At 43.3% G+C, this 15,587-nt stretch carries 12 protein-coding genes; 7 read left to right on the top strand and 5 right to left on the bottom strand.

Annotated features, from left to right (window positions below; genetic code table 11):
* The first annotated feature begins 533 nt into the window (after positions 1 to 533).
* Positions 534 to 1,085, top strand: a complete 552-nt coding sequence (locus BAE46_RS08165) for an NAD(P)H nitroreductase (RefSeq protein WP_006003280.1) — start codon at positions 534 to 536, stop codon at positions 1,083 to 1,085.
* Positions 1,086 to 1,129: 44 nt separating this feature from the next.
* Here BAE46_RS08165 and BAE46_RS08170 read toward each other — a convergent pair whose 3' ends face one another.
* The 3 genes from BAE46_RS08170 to BAE46_RS08180 all read right to left on the bottom strand — a co-directional run bounded on the left by BAE46_RS08170 (position 1,130) and on the right by BAE46_RS08180 (position 4,896).
* Positions 1,130 to 2,317, bottom strand: a complete 1,188-nt coding sequence (locus BAE46_RS08170) for a saccharopine dehydrogenase family protein (RefSeq protein ID WP_006003281.1) — start codon at positions 2,315 to 2,317, stop codon at positions 1,130 to 1,132.
* Between the two features lie 177 nt (positions 2,318 to 2,494).
* On the bottom strand, positions 2,495 to 3,931 hold the full coding sequence (pyk, locus tag BAE46_RS08175; protein WP_040520206.1) for a pyruvate kinase: 1,437 nt from the start codon (positions 3,929 to 3,931) through the stop codon (positions 2,495 to 2,497).
* Positions 3,932 to 4,044: 113 nt separating this feature from the next.
* Positions 4,045 to 4,896, bottom strand: coding sequence for a MurR/RpiR family transcriptional regulator (locus BAE46_RS08180; protein WP_006003285.1), 852 nt, complete (start codon positions 4,894 to 4,896; stop codon positions 4,045 to 4,047).
* 381 nt (positions 4,897 to 5,277) lie between these two features.
* Here BAE46_RS08180 and zwf point away from each other — a divergent pair, with 381 nt between their 5' ends.
* From zwf to BAE46_RS08205, 5 genes are read left to right on the top strand one after another with little or no spacing between them, the layout of a single operon-like run.
* Positions 5,278 to 6,771 carry a glucose-6-phosphate dehydrogenase gene (zwf, locus tag BAE46_RS08185; protein ID WP_006003287.1) on the top strand — a complete coding sequence of 498 codons (1,494 nt, stop codon included), beginning with the start codon at positions 5,278 to 5,280 and terminating at the stop codon, positions 6,769 to 6,771.
* Positions 6,772 to 6,779: 8 nt separating this feature from the next.
* Complete coding sequence (gene pgl / locus BAE46_RS08190) at positions 6,780 to 7,472, top strand: 6-phosphogluconolactonase (RefSeq protein WP_006003289.1); 693 nt, start codon at positions 6,780 to 6,782, stop codon at positions 7,470 to 7,472.
* 9 nt (positions 7,473 to 7,481) lie between these two features.
* A complete protein-coding gene (gene edd / locus BAE46_RS08195) occupies positions 7,482 to 9,323 on the top strand; it encodes a phosphogluconate dehydratase (RefSeq protein WP_006003290.1) in 1,842 nt (613 codons plus the stop codon).
* Position 9,324: 1 nt separating this feature from the next.
* The gene (glk, locus tag BAE46_RS08200; RefSeq protein WP_006003293.1) at positions 9,325 to 10,284 is read left to right on the top strand and encodes a glucokinase; all 960 of its coding nucleotides are present in this window, start codon (positions 9,325 to 9,327) and stop codon (positions 10,282 to 10,284) included.
* The gene (locus tag BAE46_RS08205; RefSeq protein WP_006003295.1) at positions 10,281 to 10,919 is read left to right on the top strand and encodes a bifunctional 4-hydroxy-2-oxoglutarate aldolase/2-dehydro-3-deoxy-phosphogluconate aldolase; all 639 of its coding nucleotides are present in this window, start codon (positions 10,281 to 10,283) and stop codon (positions 10,917 to 10,919) included. The genes glk and BAE46_RS08205 overlap by 4 nt, the downstream gene beginning before the upstream one ends.
* A 28-nt stretch (positions 10,920 to 10,947) precedes the next feature.
* On the opposite strand, the gene BAE46_RS08210 is transcribed toward BAE46_RS08205, so the two are convergent.
* The gene (locus BAE46_RS08210) at positions 10,948 to 11,916 is read right to left on the bottom strand and encodes a D-hexose-6-phosphate mutarotase (protein ID WP_006003297.1); all 969 of its coding nucleotides are present in this window, start codon (positions 11,914 to 11,916) and stop codon (positions 10,948 to 10,950) included.
* 73 nt (positions 11,917 to 11,989) lie between these two features.
* The gene (gene gap, locus BAE46_RS08215) at positions 11,990 to 12,985 is read right to left on the bottom strand and encodes a type I glyceraldehyde-3-phosphate dehydrogenase (protein ID WP_006003299.1); all 996 of its coding nucleotides are present in this window, start codon (positions 12,983 to 12,985) and stop codon (positions 11,990 to 11,992) included.
* 318 nt (positions 12,986 to 13,303) lie between these two features.
* Between gap and malQ the strand changes: the two genes are divergently transcribed.
* Entirely contained in the window at positions 13,304 to 15,529 is a 2,226-nt protein-coding gene (gene malQ / locus BAE46_RS08220; protein WP_006003301.1) for a 4-alpha-glucanotransferase, read from the top strand.
* Positions 15,530 to 15,587: the final 58 nt, after the last annotated feature.

Raw genomic sequence — 15,587 nt, forward strand, 5'->3', positions numbered from 1 at the left:
AACAGGGAATAGATACACAATGTTAATTTGTAATAAGTTGTTATTACTTGTATGAATTAGATGCCATTACACCTAATTTTTATGTTGCTAGTATTTTTTATTTTTTTAAACTCAAGGGTGCTTTATCATTGGGACTTGTGTTCATGGGATGGAGCCACACTTTTAAGACATATGCTATTATACTATGATCGTTGTTAGCCAAAGTCATCAACAAAGCCGCTTTATGCTTATAATACCGCACTTTAGGCCGATGTTTTCGCATTATATTTTGCAACGCTCGTGCCATTGTATACCCACACTTTTTTTGTACTGATCATGGCTTATCGGCATTCTATGTAAAGTTTGTTGTCATGTTTTACTTTGACTGATGTCCTGATCGTAGAATCTATTTTAAAAAAATTTTCGTATAGGTTTTACCGCCGTTGTATTAAATATACAATCAAACGATAATATTAGCGTTGAATGTTTATTGTTAGCGTTTTACGCTTACAACGACAGCAACGATCATCCTTCTAGATTTTCAAGGACAGCTTATGCAAGCACTAGAACTGTTACTTAACAGAACTTCACAGCCTCGACTTCAAGCACCCGCACCAAGCGGTGAAGCCCTTAATAATATTTTACAAGCCGGGCTGTGTGCGCCTGATCACAAATTATTGTCGCCATGGCGCTTTATTGTGTGCGCTGACGAAGGCTTGCGTAAATTGGGCAGTATTTTTGAACAAGCGGCGATAAAGAAAAATTCAAGCCCCGAGTCTATCGAGCGCGCACCTGCTTTGCCGATGCGTGCGCCCATGGTAATCGTGGCAATTTGCAACTATACGCAAGATGAAAGCGTGCCAAGAGTAGAGCAGATTGCCTCCACTGCTTGCGCTGTTCAAGCGATGCAGATGGCTGCTATAGCGCAAGGCTTTCAGGGTATTTGGCGTACAGGTTGGTACGCACAAAACCACGATGTTAAAGTCGCAATGGATTGCAAACAAGAAGATGAAATTTTAGGCTTCTTATATTTAGGCACTACACCGTTAAAAGCAATGCCGCGTAAACCACGAGACACGGCTAAGTTTGTTGAGACATGGACTTAGATTAGTCGTCGTTCTATTCCCGGGCTTTGAAACAATATAGGTGTTTAAGCACTCTCAATTTTAAAAACCAGCCCAGCATATTTTTCTAAGCGTTCGATTAGCGCATTTCCTAGTGCAGAGGCGCTGGTGTAAAACCCTCCTGCTAGGCCGTCTTGAAGTTGCCCAAGGCAAATTGCGCTTTCGCTAATCATGCGTGAGGTTGAGCCATATCCAGGATCTAAATAACCAGCAACGCTTGCGCTGTAAGTTTCACCATTTTCATGGTCACCTATAAATAAAATATCATAGAAGCCATTTTCTCGCTCATCGGCGCTTGGTCCTTCACCTGGTTTAGGACCATCTTTACCGCCTAGTGATTTATCATTTGCAACATGATTAGCAATCGCTTCACCTTTATCACCGGATCCTGTTAGCATCATTTCATCGTACTTAAACATTTTACCATAGGCATAGTCGAGTAAATAGTTTGAGCGATGCACGTTTTTGGTGTTAATAGCGGCCATAATAAAAGGCGCTGCCCATGACTGCAGTGACTCATCAAAATAAGGTTTATCGCCGCGCGGCTGCTCTACTAATACTTCAGACGTGGCTAAAGAGTAGGGATTAATCAGCGCCTGCATTATGCTTTTATCTTGCTTAGCGGCCACAATAGTAGCTTTTAAACTTGCTGCTGTGCCGCCCGAAAATGTCCCCTGCATTTTTCTAACGCGGCCTTTGACGTAGTTTAAGGTGCTGCCGGCAACTTGTTCTACATGGCCTTGAAGGTGGTACACACCTAGGTCAAATGGGACTGAATCGAAGCCACAAGAAAACACAATAACAGCGCCTGTTTCTTTTGCAGCGCTTTGATATTTAGCAATCATCTGATGCATCCAAGCAGGTTCGCCGCACAAATCGACGTAGCCGGTGCCGGCATCTACACATGCTTTTAATAGTTTTTCACCATATATTTGATAAGGTCCAACGGTGGTTAAAACGACTTTCGTTCGTTTAACCAAAGACTGCATGCTTTGTTCATTATTGCTGTCTGCGATAATGAGGTCTATGTCTTTGCTTATGTGCATTTCGTCTCGCACACTTTCAAGTTTTTCTTGGCTGCGCCCCGCCATTGCCCACTTTATTTCATTGTTTTTATTTATGCTGTAGGTCTTTTGCAAATATTGTGCGACTAAGCGCCCGGTAAAGCCGGTGCTGCCAAAAACAATTATGTCGTATTGAGGATGTTCACTCATTGTATTTTCCTTAAGGTAATGTGTAAATTAAGCGCTACATAAAAGGTACACGAACACGCTATAAAAAAGATAATTACTTTATTTGATACATGCATATCAACCATTGATCAACATTCGTAGCTAAGGCATATTTTGAATATTTCAATCCTTTTTTAGCCTGTAACGACGGCTATGACTTTACGATACGGTGACTATTTTACACACGTTAGTTGCACCAACGGTTTCCATTTGATCGCCATAGGTCAAAATAAACTTATCACCTACATTTAAAATATTATTTTCTCTCAAGACTTCCACCACTTCGCGGGTTAAAAAACCAGGTAGGCAGTCTGTAGAATCAAAATAAATCGGCGTGACGCCGCGATATAAAGACATCACATTTAGAATGCGAATATGACGAGACATGGCAATAATGGGTAGGCCTGTGGTAAGTCTCGACATGAGCTTTGGCGTAGTGCCGCTTTCGGTTAAGCCAACAATGGCTTTAATACTGGGCAAGTGGTTTGCCGCATACACTGCCGACATTGCCAATGTTTCACTTACATCCTGAAAGTTTTCAGCCATCCTATGCTTTGATATTTTTACGCTTGAGTGAGTCTCAGCGCCTAAACACACTCGTGCCATGGCGGCAACGGTTTCTACGGGGAATTTGCCTGCGGCGGTTTCAGCCGATAGCATTACCGCATCGGTACCGTCTAAAACTGCGTTTGCTACATCCATAACTTCAGCCCTTGTGGGCATTGGGCTTTCAATCATCGATTCCATCATTTGTGTCGCGGTAATCACTATTTTATTAAGCTGACGAGAACGTGAAATTAGTTTTTTCTGTACCCCAACTAGCTCAGCGTCACCAATTTCAACGCCTAAGTCACCGCGAGCAACCATCACCGCGTCTGAAGCGCTGATGATATCGTCAATCGCTTCGTCGGACGCAACTGTTTCAGCCCGCTCAACCTTTGCGCATATTTTAGCAAAGCAGCCAGCAGCTTCTGCCAAGCTTCGAGCGTAGTCAAGGTCTGCGCCTGAACGTGGAAATGAAATCGCTAAATAGTCGACATCCATCAACGCTGCGGTTTTTATATCTTCTTTGTCTTTTTCGGTAAGCGCTTGCGCTGACAGTCCGCCGCCGAGTCTGTTAATACCTTTGTTATTTGACAGCTTGCCGGGCACTGTAACTTCGGTGTGGACTTTTCGACCATCAATCGAGATGACTTTAAGCTGAATACGGCCGTCGTCGAGCAATAAGATATCGTCTTTTTTTACATCATCAGGAAGGGCCTTATAATCTATACCAACGGAGGTTTCGGTGCCGTCAAATTTGCCGAGTTCAGCATCTAATACAAATTTTTGGCCCATCATCAATACCACGGAGTCATTTATAAAGCGTGACACGCGTATTTTGGGACCTTGTAAATCACCTAATATTCCCACATAAACGCCTAATTTTTTAGCTACCTCGCGAACCCGCTTCGCGCGCTCTATATGATCTTGCGCGCTGCCGTGAGAAAAGTTCATGCGCACAACGTTAGCCCCAGCTTTCACTATGGCTTCTATCATTTGACTTGAGTCGGTTGCGGGTCCTAACGTAGCCAATATTTTTGTTCTTCTAGACATTGCTTTTGCTCTACTAGACATTGCTTTTGCTCTCTTTTAATATGATTTAATGTGATTTAATGGAGACAAATTGTATTACGTATCTTTTTACAGCACTTTGCAGCTTGCCTTTTCTACAGGTTATCTTTCACGTATCTAGAACTTCGCAAAGTGTCTTTTAGGCGTTTCAGATTTTCTCTAAATTTATTGCCTCTGCGCAAAGTAAACCCTGTGGCTAGCACGTCAATTAGCGTCAACTGTGCTATTCGCGAGGCCATCGGCATATACAGATCAGTGTCTTCTGGCACTTCTAAAGATAAAACATAGTTACATTCTTTGGCTAAGGGTGTGTCGGCGCTGGTAATACCGATAACCATGGCGTCGTTTGCGCGCGCTATTTGCGCTACATCGACCAAACTTTTTGTGCGCCCGGTATGCGAAATAAAAATTACTACGTCGCCTTCTGTACTATTCATACAGCTCATTCGCTGCATTAGAATGTCTTCAAAATAAACAACTGGCACATTGAAGCGAAAAAACTTATTGACGGCGTCATGGGCAACCGAAGAAGATGCGCCGAGCCCAAAAAAAGAAATCTTTTTGGCTTGGGTGAGCAAATCAACCACCCGGTTTACCATTGCAATATCTATTGACTGGCGCGCTACTTCAAGCGATGCCATAGTAGATTCAAAAATTTTATTGGTGTATTCCGCAGGGCCGTCAAATTCATCTACGTGCCTATTTACATAAGGTGTGCCGTTTGCGAGACTTTGCGCTAAGTGCAGTTTAAAGTCGGGATAGCCCTTGGTATCTAAGCGTCTGCAAAAGCGATTCACGGTAGGCTCACTTACATTGGACAACTTCGCTAAAGTCGCAATGCTAGAATGAATAGCCGACTGTGGGTTAGCTAAAATAACTTCTGCTACTTTTTTCTCAGACTTACTGAACTCAGACATATCACTTGATATTTTTTCTAGTACATTCATCATTTTGCTACATGTAATAAATGGATAATGAGCGCTATGATAAAGCTAATTTTTGCTTTTGTCATATTTGTTGTAATTTTTTGACGAAAATACTGAAAGTTTACAGAAGTGCTAACATCCAGTTAGGTTGTTATTTGGCTAGTTAACACTATTTAAAAATCCTGCGATAAATATTCAAAATATTGATAAACATGAGTTTTATTTATTTTTTTTTGTGGGTATTTGCCTGTTTTATGCGGTGGTATAGGCAAATGTCATTGACGCCTAAATAACGAAATTAATTTGTAATTTTACTACATTTGTAGTTTACTACACCTACAATTACTAATTATGATGGCGTTGTTACATCTTTCACAGCGCTTACCTTATTTGAGGCGAACAATGGTTGTAGAAAAAAAGTACGAACCGATAGACTTTGTCTTGTTTGGTACGCTAGGCGACCTAGCGAGGCGTAAGCTTCTGCCTTCTTTATATCAATTAGACAAAGCAAACTTACTGCATGCAGGCACCACCATAACGGGCGTGGCTAGGCAGACATTGTCTAACACAAAGTTTGTTAAAACAGTGCGTGAAAACATCGTCAAATTTTTAGGCGAAGAAATATGCGAAGACACGTGGAAGCGTTTTGCAAAAAGGCTCGACTTCGCCATGATTAATATGGTGAATCACGAAGATTATAAAAAATTGTGCGAGCACGTCGATTCGCAAAGATTGATGGTATGTTATTTTGCTACACCACCGTCTTTGTTTGGTGATATTTGTAAAGGAATGGATGCAGCCGGTATTATTGACGAAACGGTACGCGTGGTGCTGGAAAAACCCATTGGGCATGACTTTAAATCGTCTGAGGTTATCAATGATCAAGTGGCTGAGTTTTTTAAAGAGCGTCAAATTTATCGAATTGATCACTACCTAGGCAAAGAAACCGTTCTTAATCTAATTGCACTGCGATTTGCTAACTCTATTTTCGCCACGAACTGGGATCATAACTGTATCGATCATGTTCAAATTAGTGTCTCAGAGTCGGTCGGAATTGAAGGCCGTTGGGGTTATTTTGACAGCGCAGGTCAAATGCGCGATATGGTGCAAAACCATTTACTACAAATCCTGTCGCTTATTGCGATGGAGCCACCTACCACCCTAGACGCAGACAGTATTCGTGACGAAAAACTAAAAGTATTGAAAGCGCTGCGCACAATAGATGCAAGTAACGTTGCTCAAAAAACCGTACGCGGTCAGTACGGCTTAGGCTTTGTTGCTGGTAAAGAAGTGCCAGGGTATTTAGAAGAGCCCGATGCCATTGAAACAAGTAAAACCGAAACGTTCGTGGCCATTAAGGCTGAAATAGACAACTGGCGCTGGTCTGGTGTGCCGTTCTATTTACGCACTGGTAAACGTCTGCCGGCCAAAGTAAGCGAAATCGTCATTTATTTTAAGCGTCAGCCGCATAATTTATTCAGCGATAGTTTTGCCTCATTACCTGCCAATAAACTGGTAATTAGGCTGCAGCCCGAAGAAGGCGTTGAGGTCACGGTGATGAATAAAGTGCCGGGCTTAACTAGTTCAGGATCGATGGACTTGCAAAAAAGCAAGCTTGATTTGAGTTTTTCAGAAGAGTTTGGCGATCGCAGAATTGCCGACGCCTACGAAAAGCTTTTGCTCGAGGTAATGATAGGCAATCAAGCATTATTTGTAAGACGCGATGAAGTAGAGCAGGCATGGAAATGGGTCGACTCTATTATGACAGCCTGGAACAAGACCAATGAACCGCCAGAACCATATCAGGCTGGAACGTGGGGGCCTGTTTCTTCTATCGCTTTACTAGCGCGTGAAGAACGTAACTGGTATGAAAGTAAAATCAAGAGAAAGAAGTAAGACTATTTATGGCACTGATATTAAATGAATTTGACTCAGCACATGATTTAACGAAAGCATTTGCTAAAAGAATCATTGAGGCGCTAGCTAAGGCCATTGTTGAAAAAGGCAGAGCTTCGCTTGTGGTAAGTGGGGGAACAACACCTAAACCACTATTTATGGTGCTGTCGCAGATAGACCTAGCCTGGGACAAGGTAGTGATCACCCTTGCTGATGAACGTTGGGTAAATGCGAGTCATCCTGACAGCAATGAGAAATTAGTGCGTGAAAACTTATTGCTAAATAAAGCTTCGATAGCTACTTTTGTGAGCTTGACAACCTCGCACAAAGATCCACAAGACGCAGAACGTGAGGTAAGTGTACGTGTAGATGCTATCGATGAGTCTTTCGATGTTTTGATTTTAGGCATGGGCGAAGACGGTCATACCGCCTCGCTTTTCCCCTGTAGTGAGCAAATAAGTGAAGGCTTGAATTTGTCGCGTAGCTTAAGTGCAATTGCGACAACACCCGCTACCGCGCCGCATCAGCGGATGTCTATGTCGTTGGCAAAAATTGTAAATGCAAAGCAGGTTTTTCTGCATTTAACAGGCACAAAGAAGAAAGCCATATTAGACGATGCCTTAGCTAACTTTTCCGAGTTAGAGAAGCCCATAATAGCCGTATGCCAGCACGCTAATGTTAATCTAATGTGGTCACCGTGAGGAATTTATATGAATACTATGATACAAGAAGTAACCGACCGAATTATAGCACGCAGCCAAGTGTCAAGAGCTGCTTACCTAGCCAAAATTGAACGTGCGCGCAAGCAGGGCCCATTAAGAGGCGAGCTGTCGTGTGGCAATTTGGCTCATGGCTTTGCTGCGTGTGGCAAAGAAGACAAAGTTGACTTGCGCAACATGATCAAAGCAAACATTGCTATTGTGTCGTCATACAACGATATGCTAAGCGCGCATCAACCTTATGAAGATTATCCGCAAAAACTCAAGAAAGCGATTTCTGAAGTAGGCAGCGTTGCACAGTTTGCTGGCGGTGTGCCGGCTATGTGCGATGGCGTTACACAAGGTAATCCCGGTATGGAATTGAGCTTAATGAGCCGCGACAATATTGCAATGGCCGCCGCTATTGGCCTTTCTCACAATATGTTTGACGGTGCGCTTATGCTGGGCATTTGCGACAAAATAGTGCCTGGTTTACTCTTAGCCGGCCTAAGTTTTGGCCATTTACCGACTATCTTTGTGCCTGCAGGGCCGATGCCATCAGGCTTACCTAACAAAGAAAAAGCGCGCATTAGGCAAGAATTTGCGCAAGGCAAAGTAGGTCGCGAGGAGCTGCTTGACGCGGAGTCACAGTCATATCATTCACCAGGAACATGCACTTTTTATGGTACCGCAAACAGTAACCAATTAGTGGTTGAAATGATGGGTCTACACTTACCAGGTTCATCTTTTGTGAATCCTGGTACTGAACTACGAGAAGCCCTAACCGGCGCCGCCGCTAGACAAGTAACACGATTAACCGACTTAGGCGATAACTACATGCCTATTGGTCATATAGTCGATGCTAAAGCGATGGTTAACGGTCTTGTTGGCTTATTAGCCACAGGGGGTTCAACTAATCATACGATGCATTTGGTGGCTGTCGCTCGGGCAGCAGGTTTGATTGTAAACTGGGACGATTTTGCTGATTTATCAAGCGCTATTCCTTTAATTACGCGTATCTACCCTAATGGCTCAGCCGATATTAATCACTTTACCGCCGCGGGTGGCATGTCTTTATTGTTTAAACAACTGCTAGACAAAGGGCTATTGCATAACGATGTAAACACAATCTGTGGTTACGGTCTTGAGCGATATACCCAAGAACCGCGCATTGTAGATGGAGAGCTTACGTGGGTTGAAGGGGTTGCAGAATCTTTCGACAAGGAGGTGGTTGCTGACATCAACTATCCATTCAAACCAGATGGCGGTTTGTCGGTGCTTACGGGTAATTTAGGGCGTGCGGTAATGAAAACATCGGCGCTGCGTGAACCGCATTGTAAAATCAAAGCACCCGCGGTTGTATTTGAAGACCAGTATTCTTTTGACGCAGCGTTCAAGTCAGGTGAGCTTGATAAAGACTGTGTGGTTGTGGTGCGTTTTCAAGGACCTGCGGCAATAGGCATGCCTGAATTACATCGTTTAACGCCGCCCTTGGGCGTACAGCAAGACAAGGGCTTTAAAGTCGCCTTGGTAACTGATGGCAGAATGTCGGGCGCATCAGGCAAAGTGCCAGCCGCCATACATTTAACACCAGAGGCATTTAAAGGCGGTCTTATTGGTAAAATTAACACCGGCGACTTAATTGAAATTGACACCTCAACGGGTAAGTTGACCCTGCACGTTAGTGAAGTCGATTTAGCCGCTCGCACCCAAGCAAGCCTAGATTTAACAGCCAGTCATCAAGGTATGGGCCGAGAGCTTTTTGCGGGTATGCGTTCAACCTTAACGGGTGCAGAACAGGGTGCCTGTTCTTTATTTATTGAGCAAGACAAACTAGATTCAGGATTGCTTTGAGATGTCGCACCGCTTTGTAGCTGACGTAGGCGGCACTAATATTAGGTTAGCGCTTATAGAAAATGGCAAGGTAGCTAAAATAGAGAAATACTTATGCGCTGATTTTGACAGCATCGGCGAAGCTATTTTGCAGTTTCAGGAAAATACCACTAGCGATCATTTTAGTGCAGGTTGTATTGCCATTGCGTGCCCTGTCAGTAATGACCTTGTGAAAATGACTAATCATTCATGGGCGTTTTCACAAACTAAGCTCAAAGCCCAACTGGCACTAGATAACTTGTATGTTATCAACGACTTTACTGCGGTTGCTCACTCACTGCCTACGCTAATTCATAATCAGGTGATTCAGCTTGGCCAAGGCAGTGCGAAAGAGCACGGCAACATTGCGGTTTTTGGTCCAGGAACGGGCTTAGGTGTTGAGCATTTAACGTGGACGTCTAGCGGCTGGAAAACGTTAGACGGTGAGGGTGGTCACGTTGATTTTGCGCCTACCGACGAAATCGACATAGTAATATGGCAGTACCTGCAGAAGAAGTACGGTCGCGCGTCTGCTGAAGAAGTACTCTCTGGGCGGGGGATTGTAAACATCTACAGCGCGCTTTGCCTGCACTATGGTCATGAAATTAGGCTTAAAAACCCTTCCAGTGTTACCGCCTCTGGATTAGACAACAGTGACGTAATGGCTGCGCTAGCCATAAAGCAGTTTTGCCGCATAATGGGCAGCTTTGCAGGTAATTTAGCGTTAAACCTTTGTACCACAGGCGGTATCTTTATTGGCGGTGGTGTAACGGGTCATTTAGGTGATTATTTCTTACAAAGTGATTTTAGGGCAAGATTTGAAGCAAAAGGGGAATTTGCCTACTACGTTAAGAATGTTCCCACTTATTTAATTAGAGAGCCTGACCATGGCTTGTTAGGAGCTTTGGCTTACCTTATACAACATACTGTAGAGAACGAATGAATATGAATAACTGGACCATCACCTCAGCGGATGTATTTAGTCAAGGCCCGATAGTACCTGTGCTTGTGGTAGAAAAACTGGAAGATGCCTTACCCATTGCCCGTGCCCTTTTAGCCGGGGGTATCAATGTGCTTGAAGTTACCTTACGCACTAAAGCAGCATTAGCGGTAATAGAAGCCATTGCAAAAGAATTACCCGAAGCCTACGTTGGTGCAGGCACGGTTACAAACGAAGAGCAATTAAGAGCGGTGACCAACGCTGGCGCAAAATTCGCCATAAGTCCCGGCTTAACAGAAGCCTTATTAAGCGCTGGAATAAAAGGCAGTATTCCACTTATTCCAGGTGTTTCCAATATTTCTGATTTGATGAAAGCAAATGATGCCGGTTACGATCATCTGAAGTTCTTTCCGGCAGAAGCAGCCGGCGGCGTTAAAGCACTTAAATCTATCGGCGGCCCTTTCCCCAATACTATATTTTGTCCCACCGGGGGTATTGGTCCCGACAATTATAAAGAATATCTCGCCTTACCTAACGTAGCGTGTGTAGGCGGCTCATGGCTCGTACCAAACGATGCTATCGAAAACAAGCAGTGGCATGTACTCACCGCGCTAGCTAAAAAAGCGATGGCTATTTAAATTTAGTTTTGACCTCTTTTATTTCATTTTAAAATATTGTTTGCGATAGTTTGTGGGTTTGAAGCGGTCCTAGTATTAGTGGTTTTTTTGCATTCGCTGTATTTGCAGCCTCTATACAAAGCATTGTTTTATAACCATTGTTTTGCATATCCTTCATGGCCGCTGATGTATCAACCCACGGGTTCCATACAACAGTAGCATCGTGTCCGGTTTGTTCTATCATTTGACTAACCATATGCTGGCTGTTTTGAGGCGGTGCAGCGTGTGTTTTGCATATATTTATTGTCTGCTTATGTGTGTATAGAAGGTGATTAAAGAGATGGATCCTATCCACCTCTTTTGTGAAATTGTAAACATCTGGCGGCTTGTTGTTTTTAGTAGCGTTGACTTTATCATCATAAGGCGTATTAACACCGCTAAGGTGAACTTGATGAATGTCGTCAACTAAAAAGTAGCTGTGCAATGCCTGCGTTAGCAAAACTGCTTCGCAGCCTTTATTTGTGGAAACTATTTCAACGCACAGCCTGTCACTGAGTGTAACAACTAATGACATATCAATATTTGAGTAAGCATATTGTTCTAATTGAGAGGGTACTAAGGTGACGCTAGTGCTATGTATCTTATTGCTACTTGCTGTTTCTTGTGCATTTAACAGGCGAAACATTTGCGTACGCGCATATCCATGACTTGGATAATCAGCATTTGTTGTGTGGTTGCTAAACCAAGGCCAGCAAATAGGAATGCCTCCTCTGATTGGGGCTTTGCCATCAAAAATAGCCAGTTTACTTAGCCATAGCCTTTCTTTATTATCAAACTTATTAATATACGATAAAACCTGTCCACCAAAGAGGCTTATTACCACGCGGCAATAGGCGTTTTCCAAGATTAAACAATGGCCATAACGCTCCAATTGCTGAATATCTACGCTGCCTACTTTATCTATTACCGCTAGACACTCGTTTACTATTTCTGTCTGGCCTTGCGACTGGTGTTGCATAGATGGATATCTCCTAATCAATAAAAAAGCGACCGAGGTCGCTTTTTAAGGTAATGCCTAGTGTGCTACATTATTATTTAGAGATATGCGCAACCAAGTCAAGCACCCTATGTGAATAGCCCATCTCATTGTCATACCACGATACCACCTTCACAAAGGTGTCAGTAAGTGCGATACCTGCAGCGGCATCGAACACAGAAGAGTGAGTATCGCCAATAAAATCGTTAGACACAACTGCGTCTTCAGTGTAACCCAAAATGCCCTTTAACTCGCCGTTAGCGGCTGTTTTCATAACTGCGCAAATTTCATCGTAGCTAGCTGGCTTTAACAAATTGACAGTTAAATCTACTACCGATACGTTTGCAGTAGGTACGCGCAGTGCCATACCCGTGAGCTTGCCATTCAAGGCAGGTATTACTTTTCCAACGGCTTTGGCAGCGCCAGTAGATGAAGGAATGATGTTTTGCAATGCGCCACGGCCGCCGCGCCAATCTTTTAAAGACGGGCCATCGACCGTTTTTTGTGTGGCGGTAGTAGCATGCACGGTCGTCATTAAGCCGTCTTTAATACCAAAACTATCATGTAGTACTTTTGCAATAGGCGCTAGACAGTTGGTTGTGCAAGAAGCGTTAGATACAATTAATTCTCCCGCGTAATCATTATGGTTTACACCCATAACAAACATAGGCGTAGCATCTTTACTAGGTGCAGATAAAACGACTTTTTTGGCACCCGCATCAATATGTTTTTGTGCGGTTTCTTGTGTGAGGAATATGCCCGTTGCGTCAATTACCACATCGACGCCAACATCGTCCCACGCTAGATTTGCGGGATCACGCTCACCAGTAACACGCACTGTTTTACCGTTTACGAGCAAATGGCCGTCTTTTACGTCAGCGCTGCCGTTGAAGCGACCGTGTGTTGAATCGTATTTAAGCATATAGGCAATATAGTCAATGTCTATTAAATCGTTTACTGCCACAACTTCTATGTCGTTGCGTGCCATGGCCGCACGCATTACTAAGCGACCAATTCTGCCAAAGCCATTTATTCCTAATTTAATTGTCATGATGCTCTCTATTTTTTTGTAATTTAATTACGAAATTATGCACAATATTTTACTATAAAGCAAAGTTTTATTGGCATCTGTTGTTTTATTACATATACAGTAGGCAATGAAATAAAGTGATTACTGCCTTCCTTAATATTATAATATGCATGAGATAATTAACTGATCAAAGCGAAACGATACGATGCGCGCTAGTAGTTCACTAAGGCCATAAAGTATGTGATCCTAGCAGTAGGCGACTACTTCATTTGCTGCCGCTGTCGATTTTTTAGTAAACAATTTTCATAAAAGCTAAAGCCACTTGGGATTTATACAATAATGACACAACTAACAGACTATTTAATTGAGCAACAAGGTATAGGTTCTAATTATATAGACGCATGGGGTAAACCAGCGATAATCCAGCGTGAAACCCAACAAGAGCTGCTCAAATCGATGGGCTATCAAGTAGACGACGAAAACATCTTAGCGCAGCAGCTCGAAGCCCAAGCCTCTGATTATTGGTTACGCCCGCTGGCGCCTGTTCTTGTGCTAAGAATAGGCGCCAAACTGACGGTTAATATGCGCACATCTATTAGCAACGCAGCTAAGCTTCACACCTTTAAATTTGTGCTGGAATCGGGTAAGTCGATTATCTATAAATTTACACCTGTTGATGCGCATCTCTTAGCAGCGCGAGAAATTGAAGGTTTAGAATGGCAAGAATACCTCATTGAGCTTCCGTTAAACGTGCAAAAAGATATTTATGCAGAAAAAAATAAGGCCCTTGGTTACCATGAACTACAGTTGCTAATGGGCCGCAAAATAATGAGCAAAAGCAATCTTATTATTGCGCCCCTTCGCTGCTTTATTCCAAAAGACATTCGCCAAGGCAAAAAAATATGGGGCTTGAGCGTCCAGCTCTACTGCTTGCGTAGCCAGCGCAACTGGGGCATAGGTGACTTTACTGATCTAAGTCGTTTAGTAAATGAGTTGGCTGTTTTAGGCGCAGACTTCATTGGCCTAAATCCTATTCATGCTTTATACCCGGTTAATCCAAATATATGTAGCCCTTATGGACCAAGCTCGCGCCGCTGGCTCAATTATTTGTACATTGATGTGACCATCATCGACGGTTTCACATCAAACGCAGTGCAAAGCTGGATGCAGGAAAATAACATTGAGCACAAACTGATTGAACTACGTGAAGTCGATTTTGTTGACTATGCAGGTGTGGCTGACATTAAGCATACTGTTTTATCACTGATATTCACTGAGTATAAAAAACAATTTCTAAGCAAAAAATCACCTCAAAATGAAGCCTTTAAAGCGTTTATTAAAACAGGCGGCAAAAGTCTACACACCTTAGCCACTTTCGAAGCATTGCAAAATACCTTAAAAAAAGAAGGCAAAGAACACTGGGGATGGCCAGCATTTGAGCAGCAATACAGTAGTGCAGATTCACCTGAAGTTGCTCAGTTTGCTAAGCAAGAAAAGAAACTAGTTGAGTTTTATTTGTTCTTGCAATGGGTAGCCGCTGATCAGTTTGCAACAGCTAGTAAGGCTGCTATTAAGGCTGGTATGGAAATTGGCTTATATCGCGACCTAGCCGTGGGCGTGAGCGAGGGCGGCGCCGAAATTTGGGGTAATAAAGATCTGTATTGCACTGATGTTAGCATTGGCGCACCGCCTGATGTACTTGGGCCATTGGGGCAAAAATGGGGCTTGCCGCCCATGATACCTAGTGTTATGCAAGAACAGCAGTATCAACCTATTATCGACTTGTTCTCTTCAAACATGGCAGGCTCTGGTGCGCTGCGTATAGATCACGTAATGGCGCTGTTGCGTTTATGGTGGGTGCATAAAGAAAACAATGCCACGAAAGGCGCATACGTTAATTATCCAGTAGACGACCTACTTGCTATTTTGGCCTTGGAAAGTGTTCGTCATAAAAGTATGGTGATAGGAGAAGATTTGGGCACTGTTCCTGACGCTATACGCGAAAAACTTGAGGCTAACGGCATATATTCATATCGGCTTTTCTTTTTTGAACAGGCCCACGATGGAGGATTTTATTCTCCGTCGCATTATCCTGTGCAGTCTATGTCAACCTTAACCACCCATGATATGCCCACTTTGAGCGGCTATTGGCACTGCGATGATTTGGCGCAAGGCAAAGAACTTGGCATATACCCAGACGCAGAGATGCTAAAAACGCTATACGACACCCGGCATGAAAATAAGCAGCATATACTAGATAGTTTACACGGTCACGGTGCTATTCCTCATTCAATTAGCTTGGATGTGCACCACGTGGGCATGACGCAAGCGCTCAACTTTGGTATGCAGACGCACATGGCGGCCGGCACGAGTGCCTTGCTTAGTTTGCAGTTAGAAGATTGGTTGCAAATGGATAAACCTGTTAACATTCCCGGTACATTTAATGAATACCCTAATTGGCGGCGTAAGTTGAGTCATGACTTGGAAGATATTTTTACCAAGCCAGAAATAAGAGTACTTGCTGAGCAATTAAATGCGCGTCGTAAATATGCCAGTGGTAATTAAGTCTGCGCTAATCAAGTTGCAAAATCCTAGCAGGCCATCGATATTATAACAACGAGGT

The sequence above is a fragment of the Glaciecola punicea genome, assembly GCF_001756615.1.
GTDB classification, from domain to species: domain Bacteria; phylum Pseudomonadota; class Gammaproteobacteria; order Enterobacterales; family Alteromonadaceae; genus Glaciecola; species Glaciecola punicea.